Annotated in this window: 23 protein-coding genes; 16 read left to right on the top strand and 7 right to left on the bottom strand. The window is 65.6% G+C overall.

Annotated features, from left to right (window positions below; all coding sequences use genetic code 11):
- Nucleotides 1-169 precede the first annotated feature (169 nt).
- The 5 genes from ligD (at nt 170) to xth (ending at nt 6,769) form a co-directional block, all read left to right on the top strand.
- The gene (gene ligD / locus RFM41_RS25055; RefSeq protein WP_320251883.1) at nt 170-2,668 is read left to right on the top strand and encodes a DNA ligase D; all 2,499 of its coding nucleotides are present in this window, start codon (nt 170-172) and stop codon (nt 2,666-2,668) included.
- 238 nt (nt 2,669-2,906) lie between these two features.
- Nucleotides 2,907-3,818 carry a non-homologous end joining protein Ku gene (gene ku / locus RFM41_RS25050; RefSeq protein ID WP_320251882.1) on the top strand — a complete coding sequence of 304 codons (912 nt, stop codon included), beginning with the start codon at nt 2,907-2,909 and terminating at the stop codon, nt 3,816-3,818.
- Between the two features lie 17 nt (nt 3,819-3,835).
- Complete coding sequence (locus tag RFM41_RS25045) at nt 3,836-4,933, top strand: tetratricopeptide repeat protein (protein ID WP_430691559.1); 1,098 nt, start codon at nt 3,836-3,838, stop codon at nt 4,931-4,933.
- Between the two features lie 238 nt (nt 4,934-5,171).
- A complete protein-coding gene (locus RFM41_RS25040) occupies nt 5,172-5,825 on the top strand; it encodes an alpha/beta hydrolase family protein (protein ID WP_320251880.1) in 654 nt (217 codons plus the stop codon).
- A 170-nt stretch (nt 5,826-5,995) separates the two neighbouring features.
- Nucleotides 5,996-6,769 carry an exodeoxyribonuclease III gene (gene xth, locus RFM41_RS25035; protein WP_320251879.1) on the top strand — a complete coding sequence of 258 codons (774 nt, stop codon included), beginning with the start codon at nt 5,996-5,998 and terminating at the stop codon, nt 6,767-6,769.
- Between the two features lie 58 nt (nt 6,770-6,827).
- Here the strand turns inward: xth and RFM41_RS25030 are convergent, their stop codons facing one another.
- A complete protein-coding gene (locus tag RFM41_RS25030) occupies nt 6,828-6,929 on the bottom strand; it encodes a putative RiPP precursor (RefSeq protein ID WP_320251877.1) in 102 nt (33 codons plus the stop codon).
- Between the two features lie 286 nt (nt 6,930-7,215).
- Between RFM41_RS25030 and RFM41_RS25025 the strand changes: the two genes are divergently transcribed.
- The 6 genes from RFM41_RS25025 (at nt 7,216) to RFM41_RS25000 (ending at nt 16,183) form a co-directional block, all read left to right on the top strand.
- Nucleotides 7,216-8,808: a WD40 repeat domain-containing protein gene (locus RFM41_RS25025; RefSeq protein WP_320251876.1), complete on the top strand. Its 1,593-nt coding sequence runs from the start codon at nt 7,216-7,218 to the stop codon at nt 8,806-8,808.
- Nucleotides 8,809-8,973: 165 nt separating this feature from the next.
- The gene (locus RFM41_RS25020; RefSeq protein ID WP_320251874.1) at nt 8,974-10,347 is read left to right on the top strand and encodes a c-type cytochrome; all 1,374 of its coding nucleotides are present in this window, start codon (nt 8,974-8,976) and stop codon (nt 10,345-10,347) included.
- Nucleotides 10,347-10,853: a (2Fe-2S)-binding protein gene (locus RFM41_RS25015; protein WP_320251872.1), complete on the top strand. Its 507-nt coding sequence runs from the start codon at nt 10,347-10,349 to the stop codon at nt 10,851-10,853. Before RFM41_RS25020 ends, RFM41_RS25015 begins: the two co-directional genes overlap by 1 nt.
- Nucleotides 10,853-13,102, top strand: coding sequence for a xanthine dehydrogenase family protein molybdopterin-binding subunit (locus RFM41_RS25010; protein ID WP_320251870.1), 2,250 nt, complete (start codon nt 10,853-10,855; stop codon nt 13,100-13,102). Before RFM41_RS25015 ends, RFM41_RS25010 begins: the two co-directional genes overlap by 1 nt.
- 161 nt (nt 13,103-13,263) lie before the next feature.
- Nucleotides 13,264-15,261 (top strand): amidase, encoded by a 1,998-nt coding sequence (locus RFM41_RS25005; RefSeq protein ID WP_320251868.1) that lies wholly within the window; start codon nt 13,264-13,266, stop codon nt 15,259-15,261.
- A 139-nt stretch (nt 15,262-15,400) separates the two neighbouring features.
- The gene (locus RFM41_RS25000; protein ID WP_320251866.1) at nt 15,401-16,183 is read left to right on the top strand and encodes a hypothetical protein; all 783 of its coding nucleotides are present in this window, start codon (nt 15,401-15,403) and stop codon (nt 16,181-16,183) included.
- An 11-nt stretch (nt 16,184-16,194) separates the two neighbouring features.
- On the opposite strand, the gene RFM41_RS24995 is transcribed toward RFM41_RS25000, so the two are convergent.
- The gene (locus tag RFM41_RS24995) at nt 16,195-17,382 is read right to left on the bottom strand and encodes an MFS transporter (RefSeq protein ID WP_430691558.1); all 1,188 of its coding nucleotides are present in this window, start codon (nt 17,380-17,382) and stop codon (nt 16,195-16,197) included.
- A 170-nt stretch (nt 17,383-17,552) separates the two neighbouring features.
- Between RFM41_RS24995 and RFM41_RS24985 the strand changes: the two genes are divergently transcribed.
- Nucleotides 17,553-18,461 carry a LysR family transcriptional regulator gene (locus tag RFM41_RS24985; protein WP_320251862.1) on the top strand — a complete coding sequence of 303 codons (909 nt, stop codon included), beginning with the start codon at nt 17,553-17,555 and terminating at the stop codon, nt 18,459-18,461.
- Nucleotides 18,462-18,471: 10 nt separating this feature from the next.
- Here RFM41_RS24985 and RFM41_RS24980 read toward each other — a convergent pair whose 3' ends face one another.
- Complete coding sequence (locus RFM41_RS24980) at nt 18,472-19,005, bottom strand: hypothetical protein (protein ID WP_320251859.1); 534 nt, start codon at nt 19,003-19,005, stop codon at nt 18,472-18,474.
- A 122-nt stretch (nt 19,006-19,127) separates the two neighbouring features.
- Here RFM41_RS24980 and RFM41_RS24975 point away from each other — a divergent pair, with 122 nt between their 5' ends.
- The 4 genes from RFM41_RS24975 (at nt 19,128) to RFM41_RS24960 (ending at nt 22,483) form a co-directional block, all read left to right on the top strand.
- The gene (locus tag RFM41_RS24975) at nt 19,128-19,682 is read left to right on the top strand and encodes an isochorismatase family protein (protein ID WP_320251857.1); all 555 of its coding nucleotides are present in this window, start codon (nt 19,128-19,130) and stop codon (nt 19,680-19,682) included.
- A 235-nt stretch (nt 19,683-19,917) separates the two neighbouring features.
- On the top strand, nt 19,918-20,373 hold the full coding sequence (locus tag RFM41_RS24970) for a GFA family protein (protein ID WP_320251855.1): 456 nt from the start codon (nt 19,918-19,920) through the stop codon (nt 20,371-20,373).
- A 322-nt stretch (nt 20,374-20,695) separates the two neighbouring features.
- Entirely contained in the window at nt 20,696-22,057 is a 1,362-nt protein-coding gene (locus RFM41_RS24965; protein WP_320251853.1) for an amidohydrolase family protein, read from the top strand.
- 270 nt (nt 22,058-22,327) lie between these two features.
- Nucleotides 22,328-22,483, top strand: a complete 156-nt coding sequence (locus RFM41_RS24960) for a DUF1127 domain-containing protein (RefSeq protein WP_320251852.1) — start codon at nt 22,328-22,330, stop codon at nt 22,481-22,483.
- A 132-nt stretch (nt 22,484-22,615) separates the two neighbouring features.
- Here RFM41_RS24960 and RFM41_RS24955 read toward each other — a convergent pair whose 3' ends face one another.
- The 4 genes from RFM41_RS24955 to RFM41_RS24940 form a co-directional block, all read right to left on the bottom strand.
- A complete protein-coding gene (locus RFM41_RS24955) occupies nt 22,616-23,839 on the bottom strand; it encodes a lipase family protein (RefSeq protein WP_320251851.1) in 1,224 nt (407 codons plus the stop codon).
- Between the two features lie 160 nt (nt 23,840-23,999).
- Nucleotides 24,000-24,296 (bottom strand): NIPSNAP family protein, encoded by a 297-nt coding sequence (locus RFM41_RS24950; protein WP_320251850.1) that lies wholly within the window; start codon nt 24,294-24,296, stop codon nt 24,000-24,002.
- Nucleotides 24,297-24,308: 12 nt separating this feature from the next.
- The gene (locus tag RFM41_RS24945) at nt 24,309-24,623 is read right to left on the bottom strand and encodes a GYD domain-containing protein (RefSeq protein ID WP_320251849.1); all 315 of its coding nucleotides are present in this window, start codon (nt 24,621-24,623) and stop codon (nt 24,309-24,311) included.
- A gap of 209 nt (nt 24,624-24,832) precedes the next feature.
- The gene (locus tag RFM41_RS24940; RefSeq protein ID WP_320251848.1) at nt 24,833-25,573 is read right to left on the bottom strand and encodes a sulfotransferase family protein; all 741 of its coding nucleotides are present in this window, start codon (nt 25,571-25,573) and stop codon (nt 24,833-24,835) included.
- Nucleotides 25,574-25,727: the final 154 nt, after the last annotated feature.

Genomic DNA, 25,727 nt, shown 5'->3' with positions numbered 1-25,727 from the left:
GAGATTAGATGTCGCCCCCGCCTTCGCCAATCGCCGACGTTGTAAGGGGGGCGCCGGCGAGCGGTCTGCCAATCTCCCCCCTAGAGGGGGAGACGTCCGGCAGGACAGAGGGGGGCGTGAAGGAACTCGGCATTCGCCGCATTCCATCCCTCCCTTCGGCGCCTGACCCATGCCCTCCAAACTCACCCCCTACCGCGCCAAGCGCGAATTCTCCCGCACCCCGGAACCGGCCGGCAGCCTTTCCGCCGAGGGCTCCAACCGCTTCGTCGTGCACAAGCACCACGCCACAGCCGACCACTATGATCTGCGTCTCGAAGTCGGCGGCGTTCTGAAAAGCTGGGCCGTCCCGCGCGGGCCGTCGCTCAACCCCGCCGACAAGCGTCTGGCCGTCGAGACCGAGGACCATCCGATCGAATATATCGACTTCGAAGGTGTCATCCCCGAGGGCGAATATGGTGGCGGGCCGATGATCGTCTGGGACACCGGCACCTGGGCGCCGATGGAGGATGTCGAGAAAAGCCTGAGGACCGGCGCGTTCAAGTTCCGGCTGGCTGGGCAAAAACTCAATGGCGGCTGGATGCTGACCCGGCTGAAGCCGAAGCCCGGTGAGGACGAGAACAAAAAGAACTGGCTGCTCTTCAAGGAGCGCGACCTCGCTTCCGACACCAAGCTCGACATCCTCGATACCAGGCCTGAAAGCGTGAAATCGGGCCGCCGCATCGAGGAATTGGTGGCGCCGCCGAAGAAGCCGCAACGCCTGCCGCCGAAAGCCGGCTCGCTGAAGCCCGGCGCGCTCCCCGGCGCGGTGAAAGGCGATCCGCCTGCCCGCATCGAGCCGCAGCTTGCCACGCAGGTGCCGAAACCGCCGGGCGGGGATGATCCCGCCGAGCGCACCGGCGAGCTCTGGCTGCACGAGATAAAATTCGACGGCTATCGCACCATGGCGCATGTCGTGGATGGTACGGTGAGATTGATGACCCGCGCGGGCATCGACTGGACCAAGCGCTATGGCGATCTTCCGCAGGCCTTTTCGCGCCTGCCGGTCGCCCAGGCGATCATCGACGGCGAGATCATGGTTCTCGACGACAAGGGCATCTCGCGCTTCGCGCTGCTGCAGGACGCGCTGGCCGAAGGCGCCGGCTCGAAGCTGCATTTCTACGCCTTCGACCTGCTCCATCTCGACGGCTGGGACCTGCGCAACGTGCCGCTGCAAAAGCGCAAGGCGCTGCTCGCCGAGCTGCTCGCCGGCCAGGCCGCCAATTCCGCCATCCAGTACAGCGACCATGTCGAGGGAGACGGCCAAGGCCTGTACGATCAGGCTTCGGAGCTTGGGCTGGAAGGCGTCGTCTCCAAGCGCGCCGACGCCATCTACCAGAGCGGCCGCACCAAGAGCTGGACCAAGGTGAAGGCGCAAAAGACTGACGACTTCGTCATCGCCGGCTATACCGTGTCCGACCAGGCGGAAGGGCTTGCGGCGCTCGGCATGGCCGAGTTCGAAAATGGCGAGTTGCACTATCGCGGCAAGGTCGGCACCGGCTTCGACGCGGACATGGCGGCGGACCTGCTCGCCCGGCTGGAGCGGCTGACCGCCGGCGCCAGCCCGCCCGAAGGCGTGCCGCGCGAGATCATGCGCGAGATGCGCTGGGTGAAGCCGCTGCTGTCGGCCCGCGTCCGCTATTCGAACCGCACCGCCGACAATGCGGTCCGTCACGGCGTCTTCCGCGGCCTGCGCGATGTCGGCGGGCTGACCACGCCGGTGGCGGTCAAGCGCAAGCGGCTGATCGCCGAATCCGACCTCGCCACCATCTGGGTCACCAATCCAGAACGCCGACTGTTCGGCAAGACCGGACCCACAAAACTCGACATCGCCGTCTATTACGCGCTGGTCGGTGATTTCATGCTGCCGCACATCATCGGCCGCCCGGTGTCGCTGGTGCGCTGCCCGACTGGCAAGCCGCAGGATTGCTTCTTCCAGCGCCACGCCTTCACCGGCATGCCGCCCTCGGTGGCGGTGTTCGAGTCGACCAATTCGGAAGGCGAGACCAAGACCTATCTGTCGGTCGAGGACGCCAAGGGCTATCTGGCGCTGGCGCAATTCGGTGTCGTCGAGTTCCACACCTGGGGCACGCACCGGACGAAGCTCGACAAGCCCGACCAGATCGTCTTCGACCTCGATCCGGGCGAGGGGATTTCCTGGCGCGAGGTGGTGGAGGCGGCCGTCCACATCAAGGGTGGGCTGGAACGCCTCGGCCTTGTGCCTTTCGCGAAGACCTCGGGCGGCAAGGGCATCCACATCACCGTGCCGGTGACCAGAAAGCAGAACTGGAAGAAACTGCACCAGGCCTCGAGCGCGATTTCGACTTTGCTGGCCGCGAGCGCGCCCGACACCTTCACCACCACGATGGGCAAGGAAAACCGCAAGAAGCGCATCTTCATCGACTTCCACCGCAACGCCCGCGGCCACACCTCCGCCGCTCCCTATTCGCTGCGCGCCCGCACCAACCTGCCAGCTTCGACGCCGGTAAGCTGGACCGACCTGGAGACGATCGACGCGCCCGAGGACCTGAACTACGCCTCGCTGCCGGGGTTGCTGGAGACATCGGGGGATCCGTGGGCGGAGATCGATGAGATGGCGAGGGATTTGCCCGCGATGGAGAAGGAGCGGTAGCTTAAGGGTTATCGGCTAATCGCCATCGTCTCAGCTCTCCATCGACGCTTCCTACAATTTGAATTATCCTTCTCGCCAAACCACCCCAAGAACACTTCGCTAGGAATTCGGCTATAAGCTTGGGGGTCGGTGTAGGATTTCCACGGCGCTGCTCGTCCTACAGACGAAGCGCTGCAAAGAGCATGGACAAGACCATGCTCCAACATAGTGTCAGTGCATGGCCGCGTAGGAGTTCATCATGGCGCCCAGGGCAAGTTGGAAAGGTTACCTCAAGCTCAGCCTCGTCAGCTGTCCGGTCCGGCTCTATCCGGCCACCAGCGCGAGCGAGCGCATCTCGTTCAATCAGCTGCATAAGAAGACGCACAACCGCATCAACATGAAGCCGGTCGACCCCGAGCTCGGCTTGGTCGAGCGCTCGGATCTGGTCCGCGGCTACGAATATGAGGACAAGCAGTACATCATCATCGATGATGCCGACCTCGATGCGGTGAGGATCGAATCCAACCATACGATGAACATCGAGGCCTTCGTCGATGAGAACGAGGTTGACGTCATCTATCAGGACTCGCCCTATTATCTCGCGCCTGATGGCGCCATGGCGGAAGAGACCTTCGCGGTGCTGCGCGAAGCCATGCGCAAGTCTGGCAAGCTGGCGATCGCGCGCCTTGTGCTGTCCAGCCGCGAGCGCGTGGTGACGATCGGGGCACGCGAGAACGGCATGTTCGTCTGCACCTTGAGGAATCCGAACGAAGTGCGCGGCACAACTGAATATTTCGGCAATATCCCGGACGCCAAGCCCGATCCCGAAATGCTGCAGTTGGCGGAGGCGCTGATCAAGCAAAAGCAGACCCATTTCGATCCGAAGAACTATGAGGATCGCTACGAGGTGGCGCTGATGGCGATGATCCGCGAGAAGCTGAAGGGCCACAAGCCGATCATCGCGGCGGCGCCCGAGCGCGGCAATGTCATCAACCTGATGGATGCTTTGAAGGCCAGCCTGTCGCAGCAGGCCAAGCCGCCTGCCAAGTCGAAGAGCAAGGCCGACGAGGCGCCCGCGAAGCCCGCCAAGAAGGCTGCGGCCGGCGGCGGTGCGGCTGAAAACCCGCTGAAGGCGAATCTCTTGAAGGCCGTCGGCAAGAGCAAGAAGTGACGGGAAATGCGGGGCCAGTGATCGTTCCCGGCGCCGTCTTCGGCGTCATAGGCGCGCTGGCCGCCTTTCCGCTGCGGCTCGCCGCGCGTGAGGTCGAGCGCCGCCATGCGGAGCTGAGGCGCGGCGTCACCCGTCGCACCACTCACATTGTCTTCGGCCGCGCGCTTCTCGCCAAGGCGGCGAAATCCGGCGATGCCGAGATCGAACGCCGCGCGAAGGTCGAGCGCGAAGCCGGCCGCCAGCTCACCAGCGAGAACGGTTTCCTGCGCCTGCTTGGACTGATGAAGGCGCCCGACACCTCGTCGCTGTCCCGGCAATCGCTCATCGACCAGTCGCGGCTCGCCGGCGACGATCTCGACATGCTGTCGCTGTTCGACGCCTTCGAGCATGACGGCGAACCCTATTCCTTCCGCGACCTGATCCTGGCGAGGAAATATGCCGGGCTGATCGCCAGCGGCGCGAACTGGGGCGCGATCGCGCGCTCGGTGCACCGCTCCGGCCCCGTCGCCTCGCTCACCGCCAAGTCGCTCAACCTTGGCTCGCAGCATGGCCGCCCGGATGCGATCTATCTCGACGAAGGCAGGAGCGAGCTCGACGGCCAGCTTTTGTTCGACCTCGGCTCACCGGAGGACGACACGCTGGAGGAGCTGTTCGCCGAGGCGGAGATGGCGGAAGAGGAGGGGCGCCACGACGACGCGGCAGCGCTCTACCAGCGCTGCCTGGCGATCGATCCCAAGGATGCGATTGCCGCCTTCAACCGCGCCAATTGCCTGCGCGGCGCCGGCCGCGTGGCAGAGGCCGCGCACGACTATGCGCGCGCCATAAAACTCGACCCGGGCTTCGTCGAAGCCTGGTTCAACCTTGCCGGCCTGATGAGCGACGAGGGCAAGGTTGGCTCGGCGCGCAGGCATCTGCAGAAGGCGATCGCGCTGGACAAGAACTACGCCGACCCGGTGTTCAACCTTGCGCGGCTGGAATTCGATGCGGGGAACATGGCGGAAGCGCGCTGGCTGTGGGTGCGGTATCTGGAATTGGATGCGGTGTCCGAATGGGCGCGGACTGCGCAGAAGGGAATACAGTTCGTGGATTTGCATATGGCACGCACGGCGGGGTGAGGATGGTGAGCCAAGGCGACCGCGACATCCAATCTCCCCCCTTGTGGGGGAGATGTCCGGCAGGACAGAGGGGGGCGCTGTCCCGCCTGCCGCTCGACTGGTCCCTCCCGCGATCTCTAGAATTTTCGTTCGTTAAGCGGCGAAAGCCGAGTTCCTTCGCGCCCCCCTCTGCCCTGCCGGGCATCTCCCCCACTAGGGGGGAGATCGGCAGCGTCGCCGCCGCGCAGGATTTCATCTCATGACCACCTTCCTCTTCGACGGCGACGACACCGCCCCCGTCACCATCCTTCTCGCCCATGGCGCCGGCGCGTCGATGGACTCGCCTTCCATGACCGCCACCGCCAAGACGCTCGCAGCAGCCGGATTCCAGGTCGCGCGCTTCGAGTTCCACTATATGGCGGCGCGCCGCTACGGCCATCGCAAGCCGCCGCCGCGCGCCGAGACGGTGAACCCGGAATACATCAAGGCGATCGCCGACCTGCGCGCCAAGGGCGTGACCGGCAAGCTCATTATCGGCGGCAAGTCGATGGGCGGCCGCGTCGCCTCGATGGTGGCCGACGAAATGTTCGCCAAAGGTGAGATCGCCGGGCTGGTCTGCCTCGGCTACCCCTTCCATCCACCGGGCAAGCCTGAGCAGTTGCGCACGAAACATCTGATCGACCTCAAGACGCCGACGCTGATCTTCCAGGGCACGCGCGACGAATTCGGCACCAGGGACGAGGTCGCGATCTACGGTCTTTCCCCAGCCATCGACGTAATCTGGCTGGAAGACGGCGACCATGATCTGAAGCCGCGCAAGGCGATCTCAGGCTTTTCGACGGGCGACCATCTGAAGACGGTGGCGGAGACTATAAAAGCCAAGCTGGCGCAGCCATCGGCTTCGTCATTCTAGGGCGGAGCAAGGAGCGAAGCGACGCGCGCAGACCCTAGAATCCATTCCGTGACGTTGAGGGGGCGCCGCGGAGCAGAATTCTGCTCCGCCGCATTCCTCGGCATGCGTCGCGGCATGGATCCTCGGGTCAAGCCCGAGGATGACGAAGCGCGAGGCGGCGGCATCCTCAGATGAAACTCGCCACCTTTAACATCAACAACATCAACAGCCGGCTGGAAAACCTGCTCGCCTGGCTCGCCAAGGCAAAACCCGATGTCGTCTGCCTGCAGGAGCTGAAATCCCGCGACACCCAATTCCCGCTGACCCGGCTCGCCAAGGCCGGCTATGGCGCGGTATGGAAGGGCGAGCCGACCTGGAACGGCGTCGCCATCCTGGCAAAGGGCGCCGAGCCGGTGCTGACGCGCGACGCGCTGCCAGGTGACGATGCCGACCGCCAGGCGCGCTATATCGAGGCGGCGGTCGACGGCGTTGTCATCGCCTGCCTCTATGCGCCGAACGGCAACCCGCGGCCGGGGTCGAAATTCGCCTACAAGCTCGCCTGGCACGAGCGCTTGGCCGCGCATGCGGGTGAGCTCCTCGACACCGGCCTGCCGGTGGTGCTCGCCAGCGACTTCAACATCGTGCCCGAACCGCGCGACATCTACCAAACCCGCTCCTATGACGACAACGCGTTGGTGCAGCCTGAAAGCCGCGCCGCCTTTGCCGCGCTGATCGACCAGGGCTGGACGGACGCGCTGCGCAAGGTTTTTCCCAAGGAGGAGCGGCTCTATACTTTCTGGGACTACCGCCGGAACCGCTGGCCGCGCGACGCCGGATTGCGGCTCGACCACATATTGCTGTCGAAGAAGCTCGCTCGAAAGCTGAAAGCGGCCGGCATCGACCGCGAGGTGCGGGGAGGGGAAAACCCCAGCGACCATGCGCCGGTCTGGGTGGAGTTGGGGTGAGAAAACAGAAATCCCCGCCGTGGCGGGGACTATCGAGGATCAGTTTCTGGATGCAAGGTCATGGCGGCGGCGTGGTAGGCGGCGAGCCCGCCACACCCGCCACAACTGCCGAAAGCTTGCCTTTGCAAACGAAAACCGACTTCTCGTAAGTCTTTTTCATGGGTTGCCCTCCTATACTACGACAGATGATCTCATGTGAGCGGCTTCTGTCAAGTAAGCGGCTAGCGCAGGACGATCTATAGCTGGGGATAGTGTTGTACCGATGGAACAGCGGCACGATAGTATGATGGTCGTGGCTGCTGGAACTGGATGAGAAGCATATCGCCTGGCGAAGCTTATGTGATGTCTTGCACTTAGCCTTGGCCGCAAGCTCGACTAGGATGCCGGGGCCGGCCTGCCGCCGCCATGTTGCAAGGACGCGAGCGGCAAGGGGCAGGGGGAGACTGATGAAGAGATCGACCGACAGGCTGCCGGCGCTGGCGATGCTGATCGTCGGCATCGCCTGTTTCGCCAAGCTCTATCCGGCGCTGGGTGGCACGCCGCTCACGACGGCGCGCCTGGAAGTCTTCGGCGTGGCCGGTGTGCTATCGGTCCTTGCCGGGCTGCTTTTCCTCGCGGGCCTGCTGCCAGCCGTCGCCAGGCATGACCCGGCCGCCCCTTTGTTCGGCCGCGACGCCGAGATCGCGCCGGCCGGCCGTCCACGATTGCGCCGCGTAGCGCTCGCTTTGCCGCTGTTGGCCCTGATCGTCATCCTCGCCGACCAGTTCGGTCCGTGGCGGGCTCAGGAGCCGGGCGGCGAGCCGGCGAAAGAAGTCGCCCCCGAGCCGGCGCAGCCGGCGCCCCGGTCACCCGAGCCGGAGGTGAGCGCAAAGCCAGCCACGCCGGAGGCAAGCGTCGAGCCAGCCGCGCCCGCACCCACGCGGCAAGAGGCCGCGAAACCCGCGCCGCCCGCAGAGCCGGTTGCGGCTCCCGTTCAGCCTGCGCTGACGGGCGCCTCGCCGGCAGAGTCCGCGCCGCCGCAGCCTGCCCAACCGGCACAGCCCGTCCAGCCGACCGAGCAGACGGCGCTCGCGCCCGCAACGCCGCCACAGACGGTGGCGCCGCCTCCGCCAGCGCTTCCGGCCCAGCCAACGGCGCCCGAAGGCCACCGCAACGCCGTGGTCTGGCTGGCGGTGTCGGCCGACGGCCACGAGATCATGAGCGCAAGCACCGACCGCATGATCAAGCTCTGGGATATCGACGGCAAGCGGCTGATCCGCGATCTGGGCGAGCAGAAGGACATGGCGCGCAGCGCGCTTTTCATGCCCGACGGCAAGACCGCGCTCACGGCCGGCGACGACGGCGAGATCGTGCTGCGCCAGCTATCCGACGGCACGGTGCTGCACGTGTTCTCCTCAGGAACGAACGGTGGCGTCAGGCAACTGAAGATCAGCCCGGACGGCACGCGCGCCGTCAGCGGTCACGACACCGGTTCCGTTGTGGTTTGGGACCTGGGGAAGGGGACGGTCTTGCATGTGCTGCCTGGCCACGACTGGTCGGTGAGCTCCGTCGCCATTTCGCCCGACGGCACCAGGGCGCTCACGGGCAGCATCGACGGTGAGCTGAAGCTCTGGGATATCGTTGCGGGCAAGCAGCTGCGCAGCTGGCACGGCCACGACCGCGGCGCGTATGGCGCGGTCTTCCTGGCCGACGGCCACCATGCGGTGACCGGCAGCGGCGACTACACGATCAAGCTCTGGGACCTCGACACTTTCAAGGAGATCCGCCGCTTCGACGGCCATTCAGGCACCGTCTATGCGCTGGCCTTGTCGGCCGACGGCAAGCGTCTCGGCTACGTTTCGCTCGACGGCACCGCGAGGATCTGGAACATGGACACGGGTGCCGAGATCGCCGAATTCGACCCCGGCACTGGCCCGATGTACTCGGTCGCCTTCGCCGCCGACGGCACGCTGTTGACCGGCGGCATCGACCGCACCATCCGCGACTGGCCGGCGGCGGGAGGGGATGGCACGGTGCTGTTTGCCGGGGCGCCGGAATAGCGCGGGCGATTGGCGAAGGCCCGCGTGACAGCCGATCTCCCCATCGAGGGCCATCGAGGGGGAGATCGGCTGTCATTGACGCCCCGCGGAGCGAACCTAGTTCTCCTCGCATGGCGTCACGCCTGCGACGCGTGCCCGCCGCGCCTTGCGCAAGGGAGTGCCTCCTTGAAACGCTTCTGGATCGGCGTTCTCATCCTCATTGTCGTCTGCCTGGCGGGCTTTGTCGCCTATGCCTGGAAGCCGGCGATCGACCCGATCGAACCGCCGCAGCGCGTCTCCTTCGACCAGGCGCTGATCGAGAAGGGGGCGGTGCTCGCTTCGGTCGGCAACTGCACGGCCTGCCATACCAAGCCCGGCGGAAAGTCCTTCGCCGGCGGGCTGGCGGTGCCGACGCCGTTCGGCACCATTTATTCCACCAACATCACGCCGGACGCCGCGACCGGTATCGGCCGCTGGTCGGAAGCTGCCTTCAGCCGGGCGATGCGGGAAGGCGTCGAGCGCGACGGCAATCATCTTTATCCGGCCTTCCCGTTCGACCATTTCACGCTGGTCTCCGACGAAGACAACAAGGCGCTCTATGCCTATCTGATGACGCGGCATGCCGTGGAGAATCGGCCTCCCGCCAATGAGCTGCCGTTCCCGCTCAACCTGCGCTTCGTGCTGGCCGGATGGAAGCTGTTGTTCTTCAATAAGGGCGCCTATCGTGAGGATGCCGCGCAGAGTGCCGAATGGAACCGCGGCGCCTACCTCGTCGAAGGGCTTGGCCATTGCGGCGCCTGCCACACGCCGCGCAATGCCCTGGGCGCCGAGCGGAAAGGCGCGCATCTGGCAGGCGGTGAAGCGGAGGGCTGGGATGCCTTTGCGCTCAACGCATCGTCCTCAGCGCCGATCCCGTGGACGCATGACAGCCTCTTTGCCTATCTGCGCCAGGGCTGGCATTCGGATCACGGCGTGGCCAACGGGCCGATGGCCGAGGTCACCGGCAATCTCGGCCGGCTTCCCGATTCCGATATCAGCGCCATCGCCACTTACCTGGCCTCGCGGATGGGCGAGCCGACGCCGGAACGTGCGGCGGCAGCCGAGGACACCCGCAAGAAGCTTTCGATTGACCAGGGCGGCACGCCGATACCGGCCAGCGCCACAGCCGGCAGTCCGACAAGCCGCGGCGGCGCGATCTACCAGGCGGCCTGCGCAACCTGCCATGACGGCAGCCGCCCGCAGCCTTTCGGCGGCATCGATTTCCATCTCTCCAGCACAATCGCCGCGGGCGATCCGCAAAATGCGATCAACGTCGTGCTCTTTGGCCTGCCGGCGGCGAGCGGCCGGGAGAGCCCGATCATGCCGGGCTTTGCCGCGATGCTGACCGACGATCAGGTGGCGGACCTGCTCGGCTATCTGCGCGAGGCCTATGCCCAGAAGCCGGCATGGGCGGACGCGAAGGCGAAGATCGCCGACACCAGGAGCGGCAAATACCGGGTCAGCGTCCGGCCTTCGGACGGCATCGAGCGCGGCCCGGACAACGTGGGAGCCAAGGACTGATGGTTAAGCTCAACGTCAACAGCGCCTCGCACGACATTGACGTCGATCCGGCGACGCCGCTGCTCTATGTGCTGCGCAACGACCTGAAGCTCAACGGCGCCAAGTTCGGCTGCGGCCTCGGCCAGTGCGGCGCCTGCACGGTGATGGTTGACGGCGAGGCGGTCTTTTCCTGCCTGACGCCGGCCATGCTCGCCGAGGGGCGCGCGATCAAGACTGTCGAGAGCCTTGGCACCATCGACGATCCCGGACCGATGCAAAAAGCTTTCATCGAACAACAGGCAGCCCAATGCGGCTATTGCATCGCCGGCATGATGATGCGGGCGCAGGCCCTGCTCGAGGCAAAGCCCGATGCCGCCGACGCCGACATCAGGCAGGCGCTGGAGCCCAATCTCTGTCGCTGCGGCACGCATATGCGCATCCTTCGGGCCGTGGCCAGCGCCAGAGACCTGATGCAGGGCAAGTCCGCCGGCAACATGGCGCCGGCCGCCGCCACGGGGAGGGGATGATGAACGCATCGAACCCGCTTCCCGATGTCACCCGCCGCGGTTTCCTGGCGGGAGCCGGCGCGCTGGTCGTGTCCTTCGCGATCCCCGCCGAGGCGCAGGAGGGCGAGTTGCCGACCGCGCCAGGCGCCCAGGCGGCTAAGCCGAAACTACCCGGCAGCCTGGCCGATACGCCCTCGCTCGATGCCTGGATCCGCATCGACGCCGACGGTTCGATCACTGTCTTCACCGGCAAGGCCGAGCTTGGCCAGGGCACCAAGACGTCGCTGCGCCAGATCGCGGCCGAGGAGTTGGAGGTGGAGCCGGCGGCGATCAAGCTGATCACCGCCGATACCGCGCTGACGCCGAACGAAGGCTATACCGCCGGCAGCCAGACGATCCAGAACTCAGGCACCGCCATCCGCCATGCCTCGGCGCAGGTGCGGCAGATCCTCATCGCCAAGGCCAGCGAAAAGCTCGGCGCGCCGGTCGAGGCGCTCAGGGCGCAGGCGGGCGCGATCGTCGGCCCGAGCGGCGCCAAGGCCAGCTATGGCGAACTGGTCTCGGCCGATTTCCTGCATGTCGATGCGGCGGCCGACACCAAGCTCAAGCCGCCTGCCGCCTACCACGCCATCGGCAAGCCCTTCGCGCGGGTGGACATCCCGGCCAAGATCACCGGCGGCAATGCCTATGTCCAGGACATGCGGCCGCCCGGCATGGTGCATGCCCGCGTCGTGCGGCCGCCAAGCTTCGGCGCGAAGCTCACTGACTTCGCCGATGCCGCCGTCAAGGCGATGCCTGGCATCATCGCGGTGGTGCGCGACGGCGATTTCCTAGCCGTGGTTGCCGAGCAGGAATTCCAGGCGGTGAGGGCCATGCGCGCCATGGCCAGCGTCGCCAAATGGCAGGAGCAGCCGGCGCTTCCCGACCAGAACGATATGCCGGCCTTCCTGGAGAAATCGGTTTCGGAAGTCGGCACGGTGACCTCGGTCGGCGCCGACAGCGCGCCGGGCGCGAAAACGCTCCAGGCGCAGTTCACGCGCGCCTATCAGATGCACGGTTCGATCGGCCCGTCGAGCGCGGTGGCCATGGTCGACAATGGCCTGACGACGGTGTGGACGCACACGCAGGGCGTCTACCCCGACCGCAAGGCGATTGCCCAGATGCTCGGCGTGCCGCCGGAAAAGGTGCGCTGCATCCACACCGAAGGTTCTGGCTGCTACGGCCACAACGGCGCCGACGATGCCGCCGCCGACGCCGCGCTGATCGCTCAGAAAGTGCCGGGCAAGCCGGTGCGCGTGCAGTGGATGCGCGACCAGGAGCATCTGTGGGAGCCATATGGGCCGGCAATGCTGACCAGGGCGAGCGCCACGCTCGACCAGAACGGCAACATCGTCAACTGGCACTACGACCTGTGGAGCAACAGCCATGGCACGCGGCCGGGCTCGGCCGGATCGCTGATCGCCGGCCGCTTGATGGCGCGGCATTTCCCGCCGGATCCCGCCAAGATGGAGATCACTCCCCTCGGCAACGGCGACCGCAATGCAATCCCGCTTTATGACGTGCCCAACCAGCGCGTGAACTGGCATTTCATCGCCGACATGCCGGTGCGGGTTTCCTCGCTGCGCGGCCTAGGCGCCTATTGCAACGTCTTCTCCATCGAGAGCTTCATGGACGAGCTGGCGCTGGCGGCGAACGCCGATCCGGTCGAATACCGGCTGCGTCACCTGAAGGATCCGCGCGCCAAGAAGGTGGTCGAGGTGGCGGCCGAGAAATTCGGCTGGTCGAAGGATCCCTTGCCGGAAGGCCGCGGCAGGGGCTTTGCCTTCGCCAAGTACAAGAACCACGCAGCCTATCTGGCTATCGCGCTGGAGGCCGATGTCGACAGCGACAGCGGCGCGATCAAGGTGTCGCACGTCGTCGCGGCGGTCGATTGCGGCGAGGCTGTCGCCCCGGATTCGATCGTCAACCAGACCGAAGGCGGCATATTGCAGTCGATGAGCTGGACGCTTTACGAGGCCGTGCATTTCGACCGGACGCGCATCTTGAGTCCCGACTGGTCGACCTATCCGATTCTGCGCTTCAGCGCGGTGCCCGACAGCATCGAAGTGCAGGTCGTCGACAACCCCGGCACGCCCTATCTCGGCGTCGCCGAGGCCGCCCAAGGCCCCACCGCCGGCGCCATCGCCAACGCGTTCCGGAATGCCACGGGCAAACGGATCTATGATCTGCCCTATACCCGCGAACGAGTGAAGGCAGTGCTGGGAGTGTAGGGGTGGGGCTGTAATCTCCCCCCTTGCGGGGGAGATGCCCGGCAGGGCAGAGGGGGTGCCGCCCACCAGCGCATCAGTCTGACGAACTCACCTGTACAAGTTACGTGCGTCCCGTCATCGTAGGCGCACAGACAGCCCACCAATCAGCGTGCCATCCCATCATGCCCCATCTCCACCTCGTCGAAGCCTCGATCGCCGATCTGCGCCGCGCGCTGGAAGACGGCACCGTCACCAGCGTCGAGCTGGTCGCGGCCTATCTCAGGCGCATCGCGCATTACGACCGCCACGGCATCGCGCTCAACGCGGTGCCCATCCTCAACCCGAACGTGTTCGAGGAGGCGGAAGCGTCCGACCGGCGACGCCGCGGGGGCAAGGCGCTCGGTCGGCTCGACGGCATCCCGTACACCGCCAAGAACAGCTACAAGGCGGAGGGCCTGACGGTAGCGGCCGGCTCGCCGGCCTTCGAGCAGCTCACGGCGAACGAGGACGCCTTCACCATCGCCCGCCTGCGCGCGGCGGGCGCGGTGCTGATCGGCCTCACCAACATGCCGCCGATGGCCAATGGCGGCATGCAGCGCGGCGTCTATGGCCGCGCCGAGAGCCCCTACAACAAGGATTTCCTCACCGCCGCTTTTGCCTCCGGTTCGTCGAACGGTTCCGGCACGGCGACCGCCGCCAGCTTCGCGGCTTTCGGGCTGGGCGAAGAGACTTGGTCGTCCGGGCGCGCGCCGGCTTCCAACAATGCGCTGGTCGCCTACACGCCTTCGCGCGGCGTGATCTCGGTGCGCGGCAATTGGCCCCTCGTGCCGACCATGGATGTGGTCGTGCCGCATACGCGGACCGTTGCCGACATGCTGGAGCTGCTCGATGTGATCGTCACCGACGATGAAGCGACGCGCGGGGATTTCTGGCGCGTGCAGCCCTGGGTGAAAATCCCGAAAGCCTCGGCGCTGCGGCCGGTGAGCTACACCGCGCTTGCCATGCAGGGCGCGCTCAAGGGCAAGCGTCTGGGAGTGCCGAAAATGTATATCGGCAAGGACGAAGGCGCCGACCGCCCGATCGAAACACGCGCCTCGGTGCTCGAGCTCTGGCGGCAGGCGGCGCGCGATCTAGAAGCGCTCGGCGCGGAGGTGGTCGAGGTCGATTTCCCCGTCGTCTCCAACTACGAGCGCGACCGTCCGGGCGCGCTATCGATGGTCGATCGCGGGCTGGTGCCGCCGGATTTCGCCGAACGCGAGATCTGGGATCTCTGCATCTGGTCGTGGGACGATTTCCTGCGCGCCAATTCCGATCCGGCGATCCCCGATCTCGCTTCGGTCGACGGTGCAAAGATCTTCCCGCAGCCGCCGGGCACGCTGTCCGACCGCTATGTCGACCTCGACCTTGCCGACTATGTCGAACGGGCGAAGAAGGGTGTGGCGCCGCTGGAAAACATTCCCACCATCGAGGAGGGGCTCAAGGGGCTGGAGCAAACGCGCCGCGTCGATTTCGAGGATTGGCTCGAGGCCAACGGGCTCGACGCCGTTGTGCTACCGGCGGTCGCGGATGTCGGCCCGGCCGATGCCGATGTCAACGAGGCCTCGGCCGCGCTCGCCTGGCGCAACGGCACCTGGGTCGCCAACGGCAATCTCGTCTGGCGGCATCTCGGCATCCCGACGGTGACCGTGCCGATGGGCACGATGGCCGATATCGGCGTGCCGGTCGGGCTGACCTTCGCCGGCAAGGCCTATGACGATGTGGCGTTGCTCAGCCTGGCTGGCGACTACGAGCGCGCCACCAGGCGTCGCACCATCCCGCCGCGCACGCCGGCGCTGGCCGACGATGTGTTCGACGGCAGCGGCGTGGCCGCCGGCGATGCTCCGTTCACGCTGACGCTCACCGCCGAGACGACGCGATCCAGCGATGCCGATGAGATCGCGATCGCGCTGGAGGTCGGCGCGGACGAGCCGGCCGCCGTGACAGTTCATGTCAATGGCGAGCCTGTCGTCATGCGGGCGGATGGCAACCGGCATATCGGCCGGGTGGTCGTGCCGGCCTCGACGCATCAGTGCTTCCACAGCGTCTGGCGCGGCGCCTATGGCTCGATCGTAACGGCCGTCGTGCGTTTGCCTGATGGGCGCTGTAAGGGAACCTTTATAGTCACCGGCGGGATCGGGTGACAGGCCACTGCCGATCTGGCAGAGTGACTATACGGCCCGGCTGGTCTGTACCCTGTTTACTGCTCGGGAGGGGACTTTGCACGCTTGCGGATCAGTCCGTTCGGGGGCCGGGCTTCGGTCGAAGCCGATCTGCGCTGCCTTGGCGTTGATAGGGCTTGCCCTGGCGCTCGACGGCTGCGCCAATCCCAAGGTCATCGAAAGCGCCGTGCCCGAGGCTGCCGCGCCGAAAACCGCCACACAGAAGCCTGCCAAACTGGCGGCTACCTTACCAGCCGCGCCGTCGTCGTCGTCCGTCGTCGCGTCCCGGCAGTCCTGCACGGCGCAATGGAAATCCCGCGGGCACACGAACCAGCCGGCGGCCCAGGCCTTCGCGAGAAACTGCCTTGCGGAGCAGGGCGCGGTAGCGCGGATGGTCGACCACAAAACGGTGACGCGCAAGCTCGCCTACCTGATCGATGCCGAAAAGCCGCTGAGCGGCCTCGAGCCCTCCGACATAGGGGTTTTCTGCCCGGGATACCTGCGCCAGGACCGCAGCGGCCGCGCCGTGTTCTGGCGCACGCTGCTTGCCGACCTGGTCAGCGCAGAATCGGTCAACAGCAGCTCCGCCACCTATTGGGAAGAAGACCAGAGCCAGTATTCGATCGGCCTGCTGCAATTGTCGCTCTCGGATGAGCAGAGGTATCATTGCGGCTTCAAGTCGGAGGTCGACATCACCGATCCCGATCGCAACCTTGCTTGCGGCGTCAAGATCGTGACGATGCTGGTCAGCGCCGACGGCGCCCTTGGCGGTGGCGAGGGGACCGAGATGAAGGGCATCGGGGCCTACTGGCAGAATCTGCGCCGGCCTTCGGGAGCGCGCGGCAGGCTGATCGCCGCCACCCGTGCGATCCCGCAATGCGTGGCCGATCCGAGGAATGCGTAAGCAGGGCGGTCCTACTCAGGGCCACCCACCAGATCGACTACCAGCGCCACCACCCCGAAGATCGCTCCAACCGCGCACACCGCGTTCCAGCCGCCCCAGGCCCAGGCAATGCCGGCCAGCAGCGAGCCAATCGCGCCGCCGATGAAGAAGATGCCGACGAACAGCCCGTTGATGCGGCCGCGCGCCTTCGGCTGCAAAATATTGACGGCGCGGCGGCCCAGCGTCTGGTCGCCGGTGACGCCGATATCGAGCAGCACGGCGCTGACGCCCATGAGCATGAGCGGCAGCCATGCGCCGCCAGCATTGGCCGCGCCGGCCCCCACGCCGGCCCATGCGGCGAGCCCGAGCGCCGCGATCAGCGCGAGATGGCAGAAAACCGTGACCAGGCGTGTAAAACCGCGGTCGCCGGCGCGGCCGAAGATCGGCGTCACCGCCGCGCCCCCGGCGCCGACCAGCGCGAACAGCGCAATGCCTTTCTGGCCGAGATCGAAGGGCGCGGCCGAGAGGCGCAGCGCCACCGCCGTCCAGAACACGCTGAAGGCCGCCATCACCAGGCTCGCGGTCAAGGCGCGGCGGCGCAGCACCGGCTCCTGACCCAGAAGCCCAACCAGCGAGGCGATGAGCCCAATATAGCTCGCATGTGCCAGCGGCCGCCGTCTTGGCAGCGTCAGGCCGAGCAGGATGGCAAGCAGCGCAAGTGCTGCGGCGCTGATGCCGTAGAAGGCGCGCCAGCCGAAGGTGTCGGCGACGAGGCTGGCGATCGGACGCGACAACAGGATGCCGATCATCAGCCCGCTCATCACGTCGCCGATAACGCGCCCCTCCTGTCCCGGCGGTGCCATCGAGGCGGCCACCGGCACCAGCACCTGGATGCAGGAACAGGCGGCGCCGAGCACGAACAGCACGCCGAGCAGCGAGGCGGCGGACGGCGCGAAGGAAGCGACCGCCGCCGCGAGCGCGGCCGCGCACAGCATGCGCAGCACCAGCGCGCGGTTCTCCACGAGATCGGACAGCGGCACCAGGAAGAACAGTCCCGCCGCATAACCGAGCAGCGTGGCCATCGAGACGAGCCCACTCTCCGATGCCGCGGCGCCCAGCGACGGGCCGATCAGCCCGACCAGCGTCTGCGGCGCGAACAGATTGGTGACGATGATGCCGACAGAGGCGGCGAACAGCAGCGTCTGGGATCGGGTGATGATGCTGCCGTCCGCATGCGGCGGCCGTTCGGCGAAGTCGGCCGTCGCGACCCGGGCGTTGTCTGTTCAGTTCATAAGATGACCTCGCTGTCCGCATATTCTGCGAGGACTTTATTCGGAACGATCATAATGCTACAATTGAAATGATCTGATAATGATTATGCGAGTTGCGCATGAATATCCATGACCTCGAAGCCTTCGTCGCCGTCGTCGAAACCGGCTCCATCGTCGGCGCCTCGGCCAGGCTCAACCTCACCCAGCCCGGCGTGACGCGCCGGGTGCAGAACCTCGAGGAGCGGCTGGCGACGCCCTTGCTCGACCGCCAGTCGAAGCCGCTCAAGCCCACCGCATCGGGCCGCGAGGCCTACGAGCACGGCCGCCGCGTGCTGCGCTCGCTGGAGGATCTGAAGGCGGGCGTCTCGCCGGCCGGGGTGGTGAGTGGCGAATTTCGCCTCGGCATCATGCCCTATCTCTCGACCAGCGCGCTGTCCGAGCCGCTCGACTGCTTGCGCGCGGCCTTCCCGCAATTGACGCTGAAGATCACCTCCAGCCTGTCGATGCGCCTGGTGGAGCGGGTGCTGCACAGCGAGATCGACGCGGTCGCGGTCTGCCTCGCCGATGGCGTCGCGCCGCCGCCGGAACTGGTCGGCGACGATCTCGGCGTTCAGGCGGTGCTGCTGGTGGCCTCGCCAGGCCTCGGCGTGCCGAAGCCGGCCGAGCTCGACGATCTCGCCCGCTATCCCTGGGTGCTCAACGAAACCGGCTGCGGCTTCCGCGCCTTCATCCGCCATCGCTTCGAGGCGGCGCGGCTGCCCTTCCATGTCGGTGTCGAGGCACAGGGCGCCGATCTGAGAATGTCGCTGGTGGCGCGCGGCCACGGCATCGGCGTCGTTACGCCGGGTGCATTGTCCGGCAGCCAATGGCGCGACGCGGTCGAGGTGGTCGACTGCCCCGGCTTCAGGCCCCAGGTCCGCTGCTGGCTGCTCCACCGCCCGCCGGCCGGCAGGCTGGCGCGCCCGATCGCGGTTTTTCGCGATGCCCTGGCCGAGGCGCTGAAGGGGCCAATGCCGCTGATGTCGTGAGGTGGTGGTGCTATTTTCCCCTCGGTCGGGGAGTTAGCAATTTCAACGCTTTTGCGAAGCCAAATGTTAGCAGTCGCGAGAGTGAAGGCGCAATGCCGACCTTTGGGGTTGTCACCTCCGAGTCTTCCGACCGAGGCAGGGAGGCGAGCCATGAATCCCAGAACTGCTGCTGCATCGAGACGAACACGGGCATCACATCATAGCCATCGTCAAATATATTGACCAAGTCGCTTTTCTTGGGATGTTCTCCGGCTTTCACTTTGCAGACCACCAGCCCACGACTCATCTCGGTCACGGTCCCTTCGGGGAAAATATTGGCGCTCGCGCCATAACAAAAAGGCAGTATCCCTTCCGGTTCGAGCTGCTTGCGGATTTGGCATAGTGCTTCGAAATAGTCGTCTTCTTCGGCCTCGACGACCTTGTTCCGATAGATGCAGGTGAGCCTGCACCTGGCTCCCACGTCGTGCAGCGTGAACACCGCTTGCTCCTCGCCGCCTGTGTCTCCGCCGATCAGGTATACCGTGTATTGTTCATTCATCGTCATCCCCCAATCCCTTGATCGCTTTAGTTGTATATTTTTCTGACTTCAACCATGGATTGATAGCAAGATAGCGAGCGCCGGCTTCCCCTAGTTGACCCATCCCGCGCCCACGTTATCTTCGCGCCATGCCAGACATCGCCCCCTCCGCCGTCGCGCCGCTGATCGTCATCGACCTGCAGACCAACATGTTCGACGGCCGTTTCGAGCCGCCCATTCATGACGCCGACACGATCGCCGAGCGAGCCCGCCGGTTGATCGACTGGGCGCGTCGCGCCGGCCGCAAGGTGGCGTTCATCCGCCATGACGGGCCGGAAGGCGATCCGCTGGCGCCGGGCGCTTCCGGCTGGCCTGTCTGGCCGGCGCTCGGCCAGGCCGCCGACGAACCGACTTTCGGCAAGAGCATCGGCAACGCCTTCTCCAACCCGGAGCTGGCCGAATGGGTGGCCGGGCAGGGCGCCCGGGACGTTGTGCTCATCGGCGCCCAGACCGATTTCTGCGTCGCCGCAAGCGTGAAGGGAGCCCTTGCTGAAGGGCTTGGCGTCACCGTGGTCGCCGACGCGCATTCGACGCTGGATTCACTGGAGGAAAAGGCCCCAGCCATCATTACCCGCCACAACGAAGCATTCGAGGGGCAGGGCGTGCGGATGACGACGACAGCTGAGCTGACAAGTAAGGGCTGAAGGGTCGCGTTCCTTCGCGCCCCCCTCTGTCCTGCCGGACATCTCCCCCACTTGGGGGGAGATTGGCAGCTTCGGCGCCCCGCTCATCCTGAGACGTTGACGATTGGCGAAAGCCGCGGTGAAGTCCGATCTCCCCCCTAGCGGGGGAGATGCCCGGCAGGGCAGAGGGGGGCGCTGTCCCGCAGACGTGTCAGTGAAGTCTCGATCCGAAGAACTCCAACCCAAGGAGCCCATCTTGCCCACCCTCACTCTTCCCGCCGAAGGAGGCTGCCGTTGCGGCCGAGTGCGCCTGAAGATTTCGGCAAAGCCGCTGCTCACCATGGCCTGCCACTGCACCGGCTGCCAGTCGATGTCGTCCAGCGCCTATTCGCTGAGCGCGGCGATCCCCGCGGAGGGGTTCGAGATCACAAAAGGCGAGCCGGTGGTCGGCGGTCTGCATGGCGCGTCGAAACATTATTTCTGCGGCTACTGCATGACCTGGATGTTCACGCGGCCGGAAGGGATCGACTGGTTCGTCAATCTACGCCCGACCATGCTCGACGACCATGCCTGGTTCGCACCTTTCATCGAGACCTGGACGTCTGAGAAATTGCCCTGGGCGGCGACGTCGGCCGTGCACAGCTACGAAGCGCTGCCGTCCTTCGAGGAATATGAGCCGCTGGTCGCCGAATATGCCGGCACCCAAGCCTGATCAAAGCGGGCCGGTCGAAAAAAAAGGCGACCTAGGGCAAGGTCGCCGGTGCCATTTCCGTTCATGGTCGACGCGGCCGTTGGGGGCGCATTGTTGGGGATGTGCTTGGGCGTCCGCGTCGACCACGGCGGCCTCATACCGCAGGCTTCACAATGGCACATTTGCCGCTCGCTGAAACTTCCGCGAAAACACTATATGGGCGGCTCTTTTCCTTCTCCCACAAGAGGAGAAGACGACGGCGAAACACTTTCTCCCTCGATCCGCATTGACCTCGTCCGCTCGACCGGCGACGACTGAGGTTTCCTTTTCAACGGATTGCATCGTGAACCAGACTCATTTTCTCAACGCCAGGCTTGCCGATGGCTCGCTCTGCGACCTCACCGTCGCCGGCGGCCGCTTCAGCGCCATCGCGCCTGCAGCCAATGCCGCGACGCCGCCGGCCGGCGCCATCGACCTTGCCGGCCAGTTGGTCCTGCCGGCTTTCGTCGAGGGTCATATCCATCTCGACACGTCTTTTTATGGCGACGCCTGGCGTCCGCACATTCCCTGCACCAATGGTTTTGACGTGCGCGAGCGGGTCGCCTTCCAGATGCGCAACCTCGAGCAGGCAGCACCCATGGAGGAGCGGGCGATAAACCAGCTCGAGCTCTGTGTCGGCAATGGCAGCCTCGCCATGCGCAGTCACGTCATGGTCGATGCCGCGGTCGGGCTGAAGCATGTGGAGACGATCCTTGGCGTGCGGGAGAAATACCGCGACCTGATCGACATCCAGCTCGTCGCCTTCCCGCAGAGCGGCATCCTGTCCTCGCCGGGCACGGCGGAGCTGCTCGACGAGGCGCTCAAGCTCGGCTGCGATCTGATCGGCGGGCTCGATCCGGCGAGCTTCGACCGCGACGTGAAGGGCCATCTTGATGTCGTCTTCGGCCTTGCTGAAAAGCGCGGCGCCGGCGTCGATATCCACCTGCATGACCGCGGCACGCTCGGCCTGTTCGAGATCGAGGAGATCGTCGCCCGGACCACGGCATCGGGCATGCAGGGAAAGGTCGCCATCAGCCACGCCTATGCGCTGGGCGACATTTCTGCCGACGCGCTGGCCGAGACGGCCGAGAGGATCGCCGCCGCCGGCGTCGCCATCATGACCAACGCGCCCGGAGATCATCCTTTCCCGCCGGTGGCGGCGCTGCGCAAGGCGGGCGTCACGGTCTTCGCCGGTTCCGACAACATCCGCGATTCCTGGTGGCCCTATGGCGATGGCGACATGCTCAACCGCGCCAACATGATCGGCTACCGCTCCGGCTTCTACGAGGATTGGGAGTTGGAAGCCGCCTATGACGTGGTGAGCCACGCCGGCGCAAAGGCGCTTGGGTTGGAGGGCTACGGCATCGCCGTCGGCGCCAGGGCGGATTTCGTCGCACTCAGAGCTGAGCACATTCCGGAAGCGGTTGTGGCGGTGCCGAAGGAGCGCACGGTCTATCGGGCGGGCAGGGAAGGCGAAGGCCCGGGCCAACTGAGCGGGGAGGCCAGCCTTCCGCGTGACAGTCTATGCGCCGATGCCGCACGTTTCCGTGCTGGCTGGGGACTTGCTATGAAGAAAGAATACACGAAGCCGACGCTCGCCCGCAAAGGCCGGCTCTCGGCACAGACCGCGCAACAGGCCGGGTCGGATTCGCAGGCGCCGGAGTAAAGCGCGTCCACCTCTCGGCGGGGCATGAATCAAACACATCAGGCACTAAGCCCAAGCGTCTGAGATTGCAGGTCAGGCGGCTCGCGACCAGCGCGTGAGCCGCGCGCCAGATCCCGTAAATTAATTTGCATGCATATGTTTCAGGCCGCTCCGGCTTCGTGAAGCATTTCACCGTTCGCGCGCAATCGACTGGTTACAGACGCATCGCAAAAGCGGCGCCGGGTGAAGAGGCGGCACTGGTTTTGCGCCGCTGATTTATGGGAGCTTTCCATGTTCAAAAGTCTCAACCGGATCCGCGCCGCCTTTGCGCAGGCCAGCAAGCGCCGCCGCACGACCCGCGAGCTCAACGAGCTACCGCCGGAGATCCAGAAGGACATCGGCTGGGCGGGCGGGCCCGAGCCCGATGAAATCCGCCTGCCTTTTTAAGAGCAATTCCACGAAAAATGTGAGCGGTCGGGCTCGGCGACTTCGCCGTAGCCTTCCGTCCGGAGTCAAACAACGAGCTGGAGGGGGTTGGCCGTTTCTTTGAAACGGTGGAACGCTCCAGGTGGTGATGCCCTATTGGGCGCAGTTCGGCGTCGCCGGTGCGCCGTTGAACCGGTCCTCGGTCCACGCCATCAACCCGGCCTCCAGCGGCGAGCCTTCGGCCACCAGCGAAAGATGGCCGCGGCCATCGAATTGCCGGTAGTCGATCTTCTGTCCCGCCGAGCATCGCCGGGCGACATAGGCCTGCTGGATGCGGGCGGGGACGAGATCGTCTTCGACGCCCTGCGCGATGAGGACCGGGGCATCGATCGGGGCGGTGGGCATGTTCTCATCCATTCTTGCGCCGAACGGGCCGGAGGACGGATCCCGTTTGAAGATGCCGCCCGGCAGCAGCATGGTCTCGGCGATCGAAAAAAGGGTCGCCCGGCCGCCTACGCATCGCCCCGCCATGTCGCGAGCGAGGATCATCGACACGGGGCCGAGATAGTCGCTGAGCCGGACGTCGGGGTAAGCCTTGGCGTAGGCCTCGGCGAGGTACGCGGACACGATCTTGCCGAACATTGTGCCCTGTACGGCTTCGAACAGAGCGCGCAGGTCGGTTGCCGGCGCAAACGCCGCGACTCCGGCCACGCTGATGTCGGGCGCATAACCCTCGGCGCGCATGCCGGCCCACAGCGCGCTGTTGCCGCCTTGCGAGTGTCCCCAAACTGCGACCTTGCTGTCGGCGTGCAGGCCAGGCATCTGGCGCGCGGCGCGCGCTGAGTCGAGCACGGCGCGCGCCGCGTCCTGGCCGATCATATAGGCATGGTCGCCGGAGGTGCCGAGGCCGACATAGTCGGTCGCGACGTAGACCCAGCCGTGCCTGAGCAGGGCCTTGAGCGCCGGCACGTTGTCGAATGGATGTTTCAAAACCGATGGCGCGCAACCGGGTTCCATTCCGGTCGTGCCGTGCGCCCACGCAACCACGGGTCTGCTTGCCGCACCCGAATCCGTCGAGGCCACGACGATTGCGCTGGCGACGGCCGGCGTATCGTCGGCGCGCGTGGTCGCATAAAGCACGCGCCAGGCCTGCGCCCCCGCCGGCACATCACGCGTGAAGGGCTCGCTCTCCATCAGGGTTCCCGGTGGCGGAATGGGGTCGCGGCGGTTGGCGTAGAAGGCATCGGGCGTCGCCGGCCGGGCGAGGTACCACAGTCCTGCGACCAGGACGCAGGCCGCCGCGACAAAAGCCGCGGCCAGGCGCGCAAGCGACGCCAGCAATCCCCGTTTTGTCTTCGGCTGCCTGCTGTGTGCCATTGCTGGGGACTTCGCCTCGCTGGACCGACCGTGACATGGCGCAGCCTGCTTTTTACCAGCGAAGGGAAGTGACAGCCACACGGGCGCGGCCGGTCCGCCGACATGTCCGACGGCTAAGGCCGGGCGCCGCAGGCGGCCCGGTCTTAGCCGATAGGTTTCGTCAGCCTATTTCCGCGACGACCGTCCCCGACACGGGATCGGTGACACCGAGATCGCCGCCGAGATCCTCGAGCATGTCGCGGAACGTGTCGAGAATGCCGATCATCATCGGACGCGCCGCGGCGAGACTGTCCATGCTGTTCCATTCGCCGACCATGCAGAATGTGCGCTCGCCGGTCTTGATCAGGGCGCCCTTGCGAAAGCCCTTGGCGTTCAGAGCGATCTTCTGATGCGCGTCGACGAAGTCCTTTTCCTTGCCGGGCTTGGTGCGAAAGCGGACGACGTTGTAGGCGGTCATGGCTTCCTCCTGTCAGCCGGCCGGCTTGTAGGCGCCGGCGGCTTTCTTGGCGGCCGCGATCACCGCCTTCATGTCGAGCTCTTCCAGGATGACGAGATCTCTCACCGAGCCGCTTGCCCGCACCGCGAGCGCCAGGCCCATCCCCGCGGCCTGATCCGGCACCTCGCCATGGACGATGACGTCATACTTGCCGCGCGTGAACATAAGTCCGGTCATCTTGCCGCCAACGCTTTCATAGAGCGCCTTGATCGCGGCCTCCCGGTCGGAGCCTTGCATCAATCCCCTGGCGGCGTGGGGTTCGTAATTCGCCAACACAGTGACTTTCATGAGATCCTCCTCCAGATATCATGCCTCGGGCTGCCCACTCCCGTGGGTCAGCGCGGACTTCTTCTGACATGACGTGGTATGCGGACCGCCTGGGCAATACGGCAAACGGGCGGTTCAGCCGGAGCACGGGCTACAGCTTCATATAATATGCGCTTTTTCTAATATAACGGCAATCCCGTGATATTCCGGGTCTGGCCGGCCGTCCTTCGTTACCCGAGCCACCACCAGAGTCCGCCGATCGCCAGCGCAACCGCCAGCGCCACGCCTGCCAGCACTACATAGGAGCCGATCATCATATTGCGGATGATCTTCTTGATGCTGGCACGGTCGTTGAGATTGGGGAAGGGCTCGTTGGGCAAGGCGACGCCGAGGAAATTGCAGAGCGGCGCCCAGCCGTCGCTGACCTTGAACACCAGGAGCTTTTCCGGCGGCACCGCCGCCTTCACCTCGTCGATATAGGCATTGTAGCGCGCCACCGCCTTGTCGCGGTCGTTCATCACGCCCTTCAGCGTGCGGCCCCAGACCAGCTTGCGCGACATGTCGCCGAACTTGCGGCCGAAGGGCGTCAGCCATTCCAGCACCTTGAACTGCCAGACGTTCTCGGTGAAGTAGATCGTGTCGATGGTGCTGTCATACCAGGCTTCTGCGCCGCGCGGGTGTAGCGTCAGAAGCACCTTGGCTTCCGGATAGGCGACCATCAGCTCGCGCCATACGCAGCAGCCCGGATTGTCGACGGTTGCGCGGTAATTGGCGAAGACACGGTTCCAGTCTTGCTGCGCACCGGGCGGGCTGTTCGCCACCTTTCGCCAGAAATCGAGATGGCCCTTATTGGCCTTGTTGATGATGACTTCCTGCATGTGATAGCTCGGAAAACCGAGCCGGTTCAGGGCGGCGAAAGTCGACCACGTGCCGGTGCGGCCGAAGCCGGCCCCGATGACCTCGAGTGTCATCGTCCCCTCCCATGTCCTGGGCCGGTGTTCTTCTTCTGGCCGGCCATCAGGAACGAGGTTGCATCCGCTCACGCTTTCGCGCAACGGCTTTCCATGCGTAATCGCTAAAATATTCAGATTGACCGGCTGGCCAGGTGGCGGTCCTCTCCGGTCC

The sequence above is a fragment of the Mesorhizobium vachelliae genome (assembly GCF_033977325.1).
GTDB lineage: Bacteria > Pseudomonadota > Alphaproteobacteria > Rhizobiales > Rhizobiaceae > Mesorhizobium > Mesorhizobium vachelliae.
Note: the sequence above shows the minus strand (reverse complement) of the source record. Positions and strands in the feature narration are given on the sequence as shown.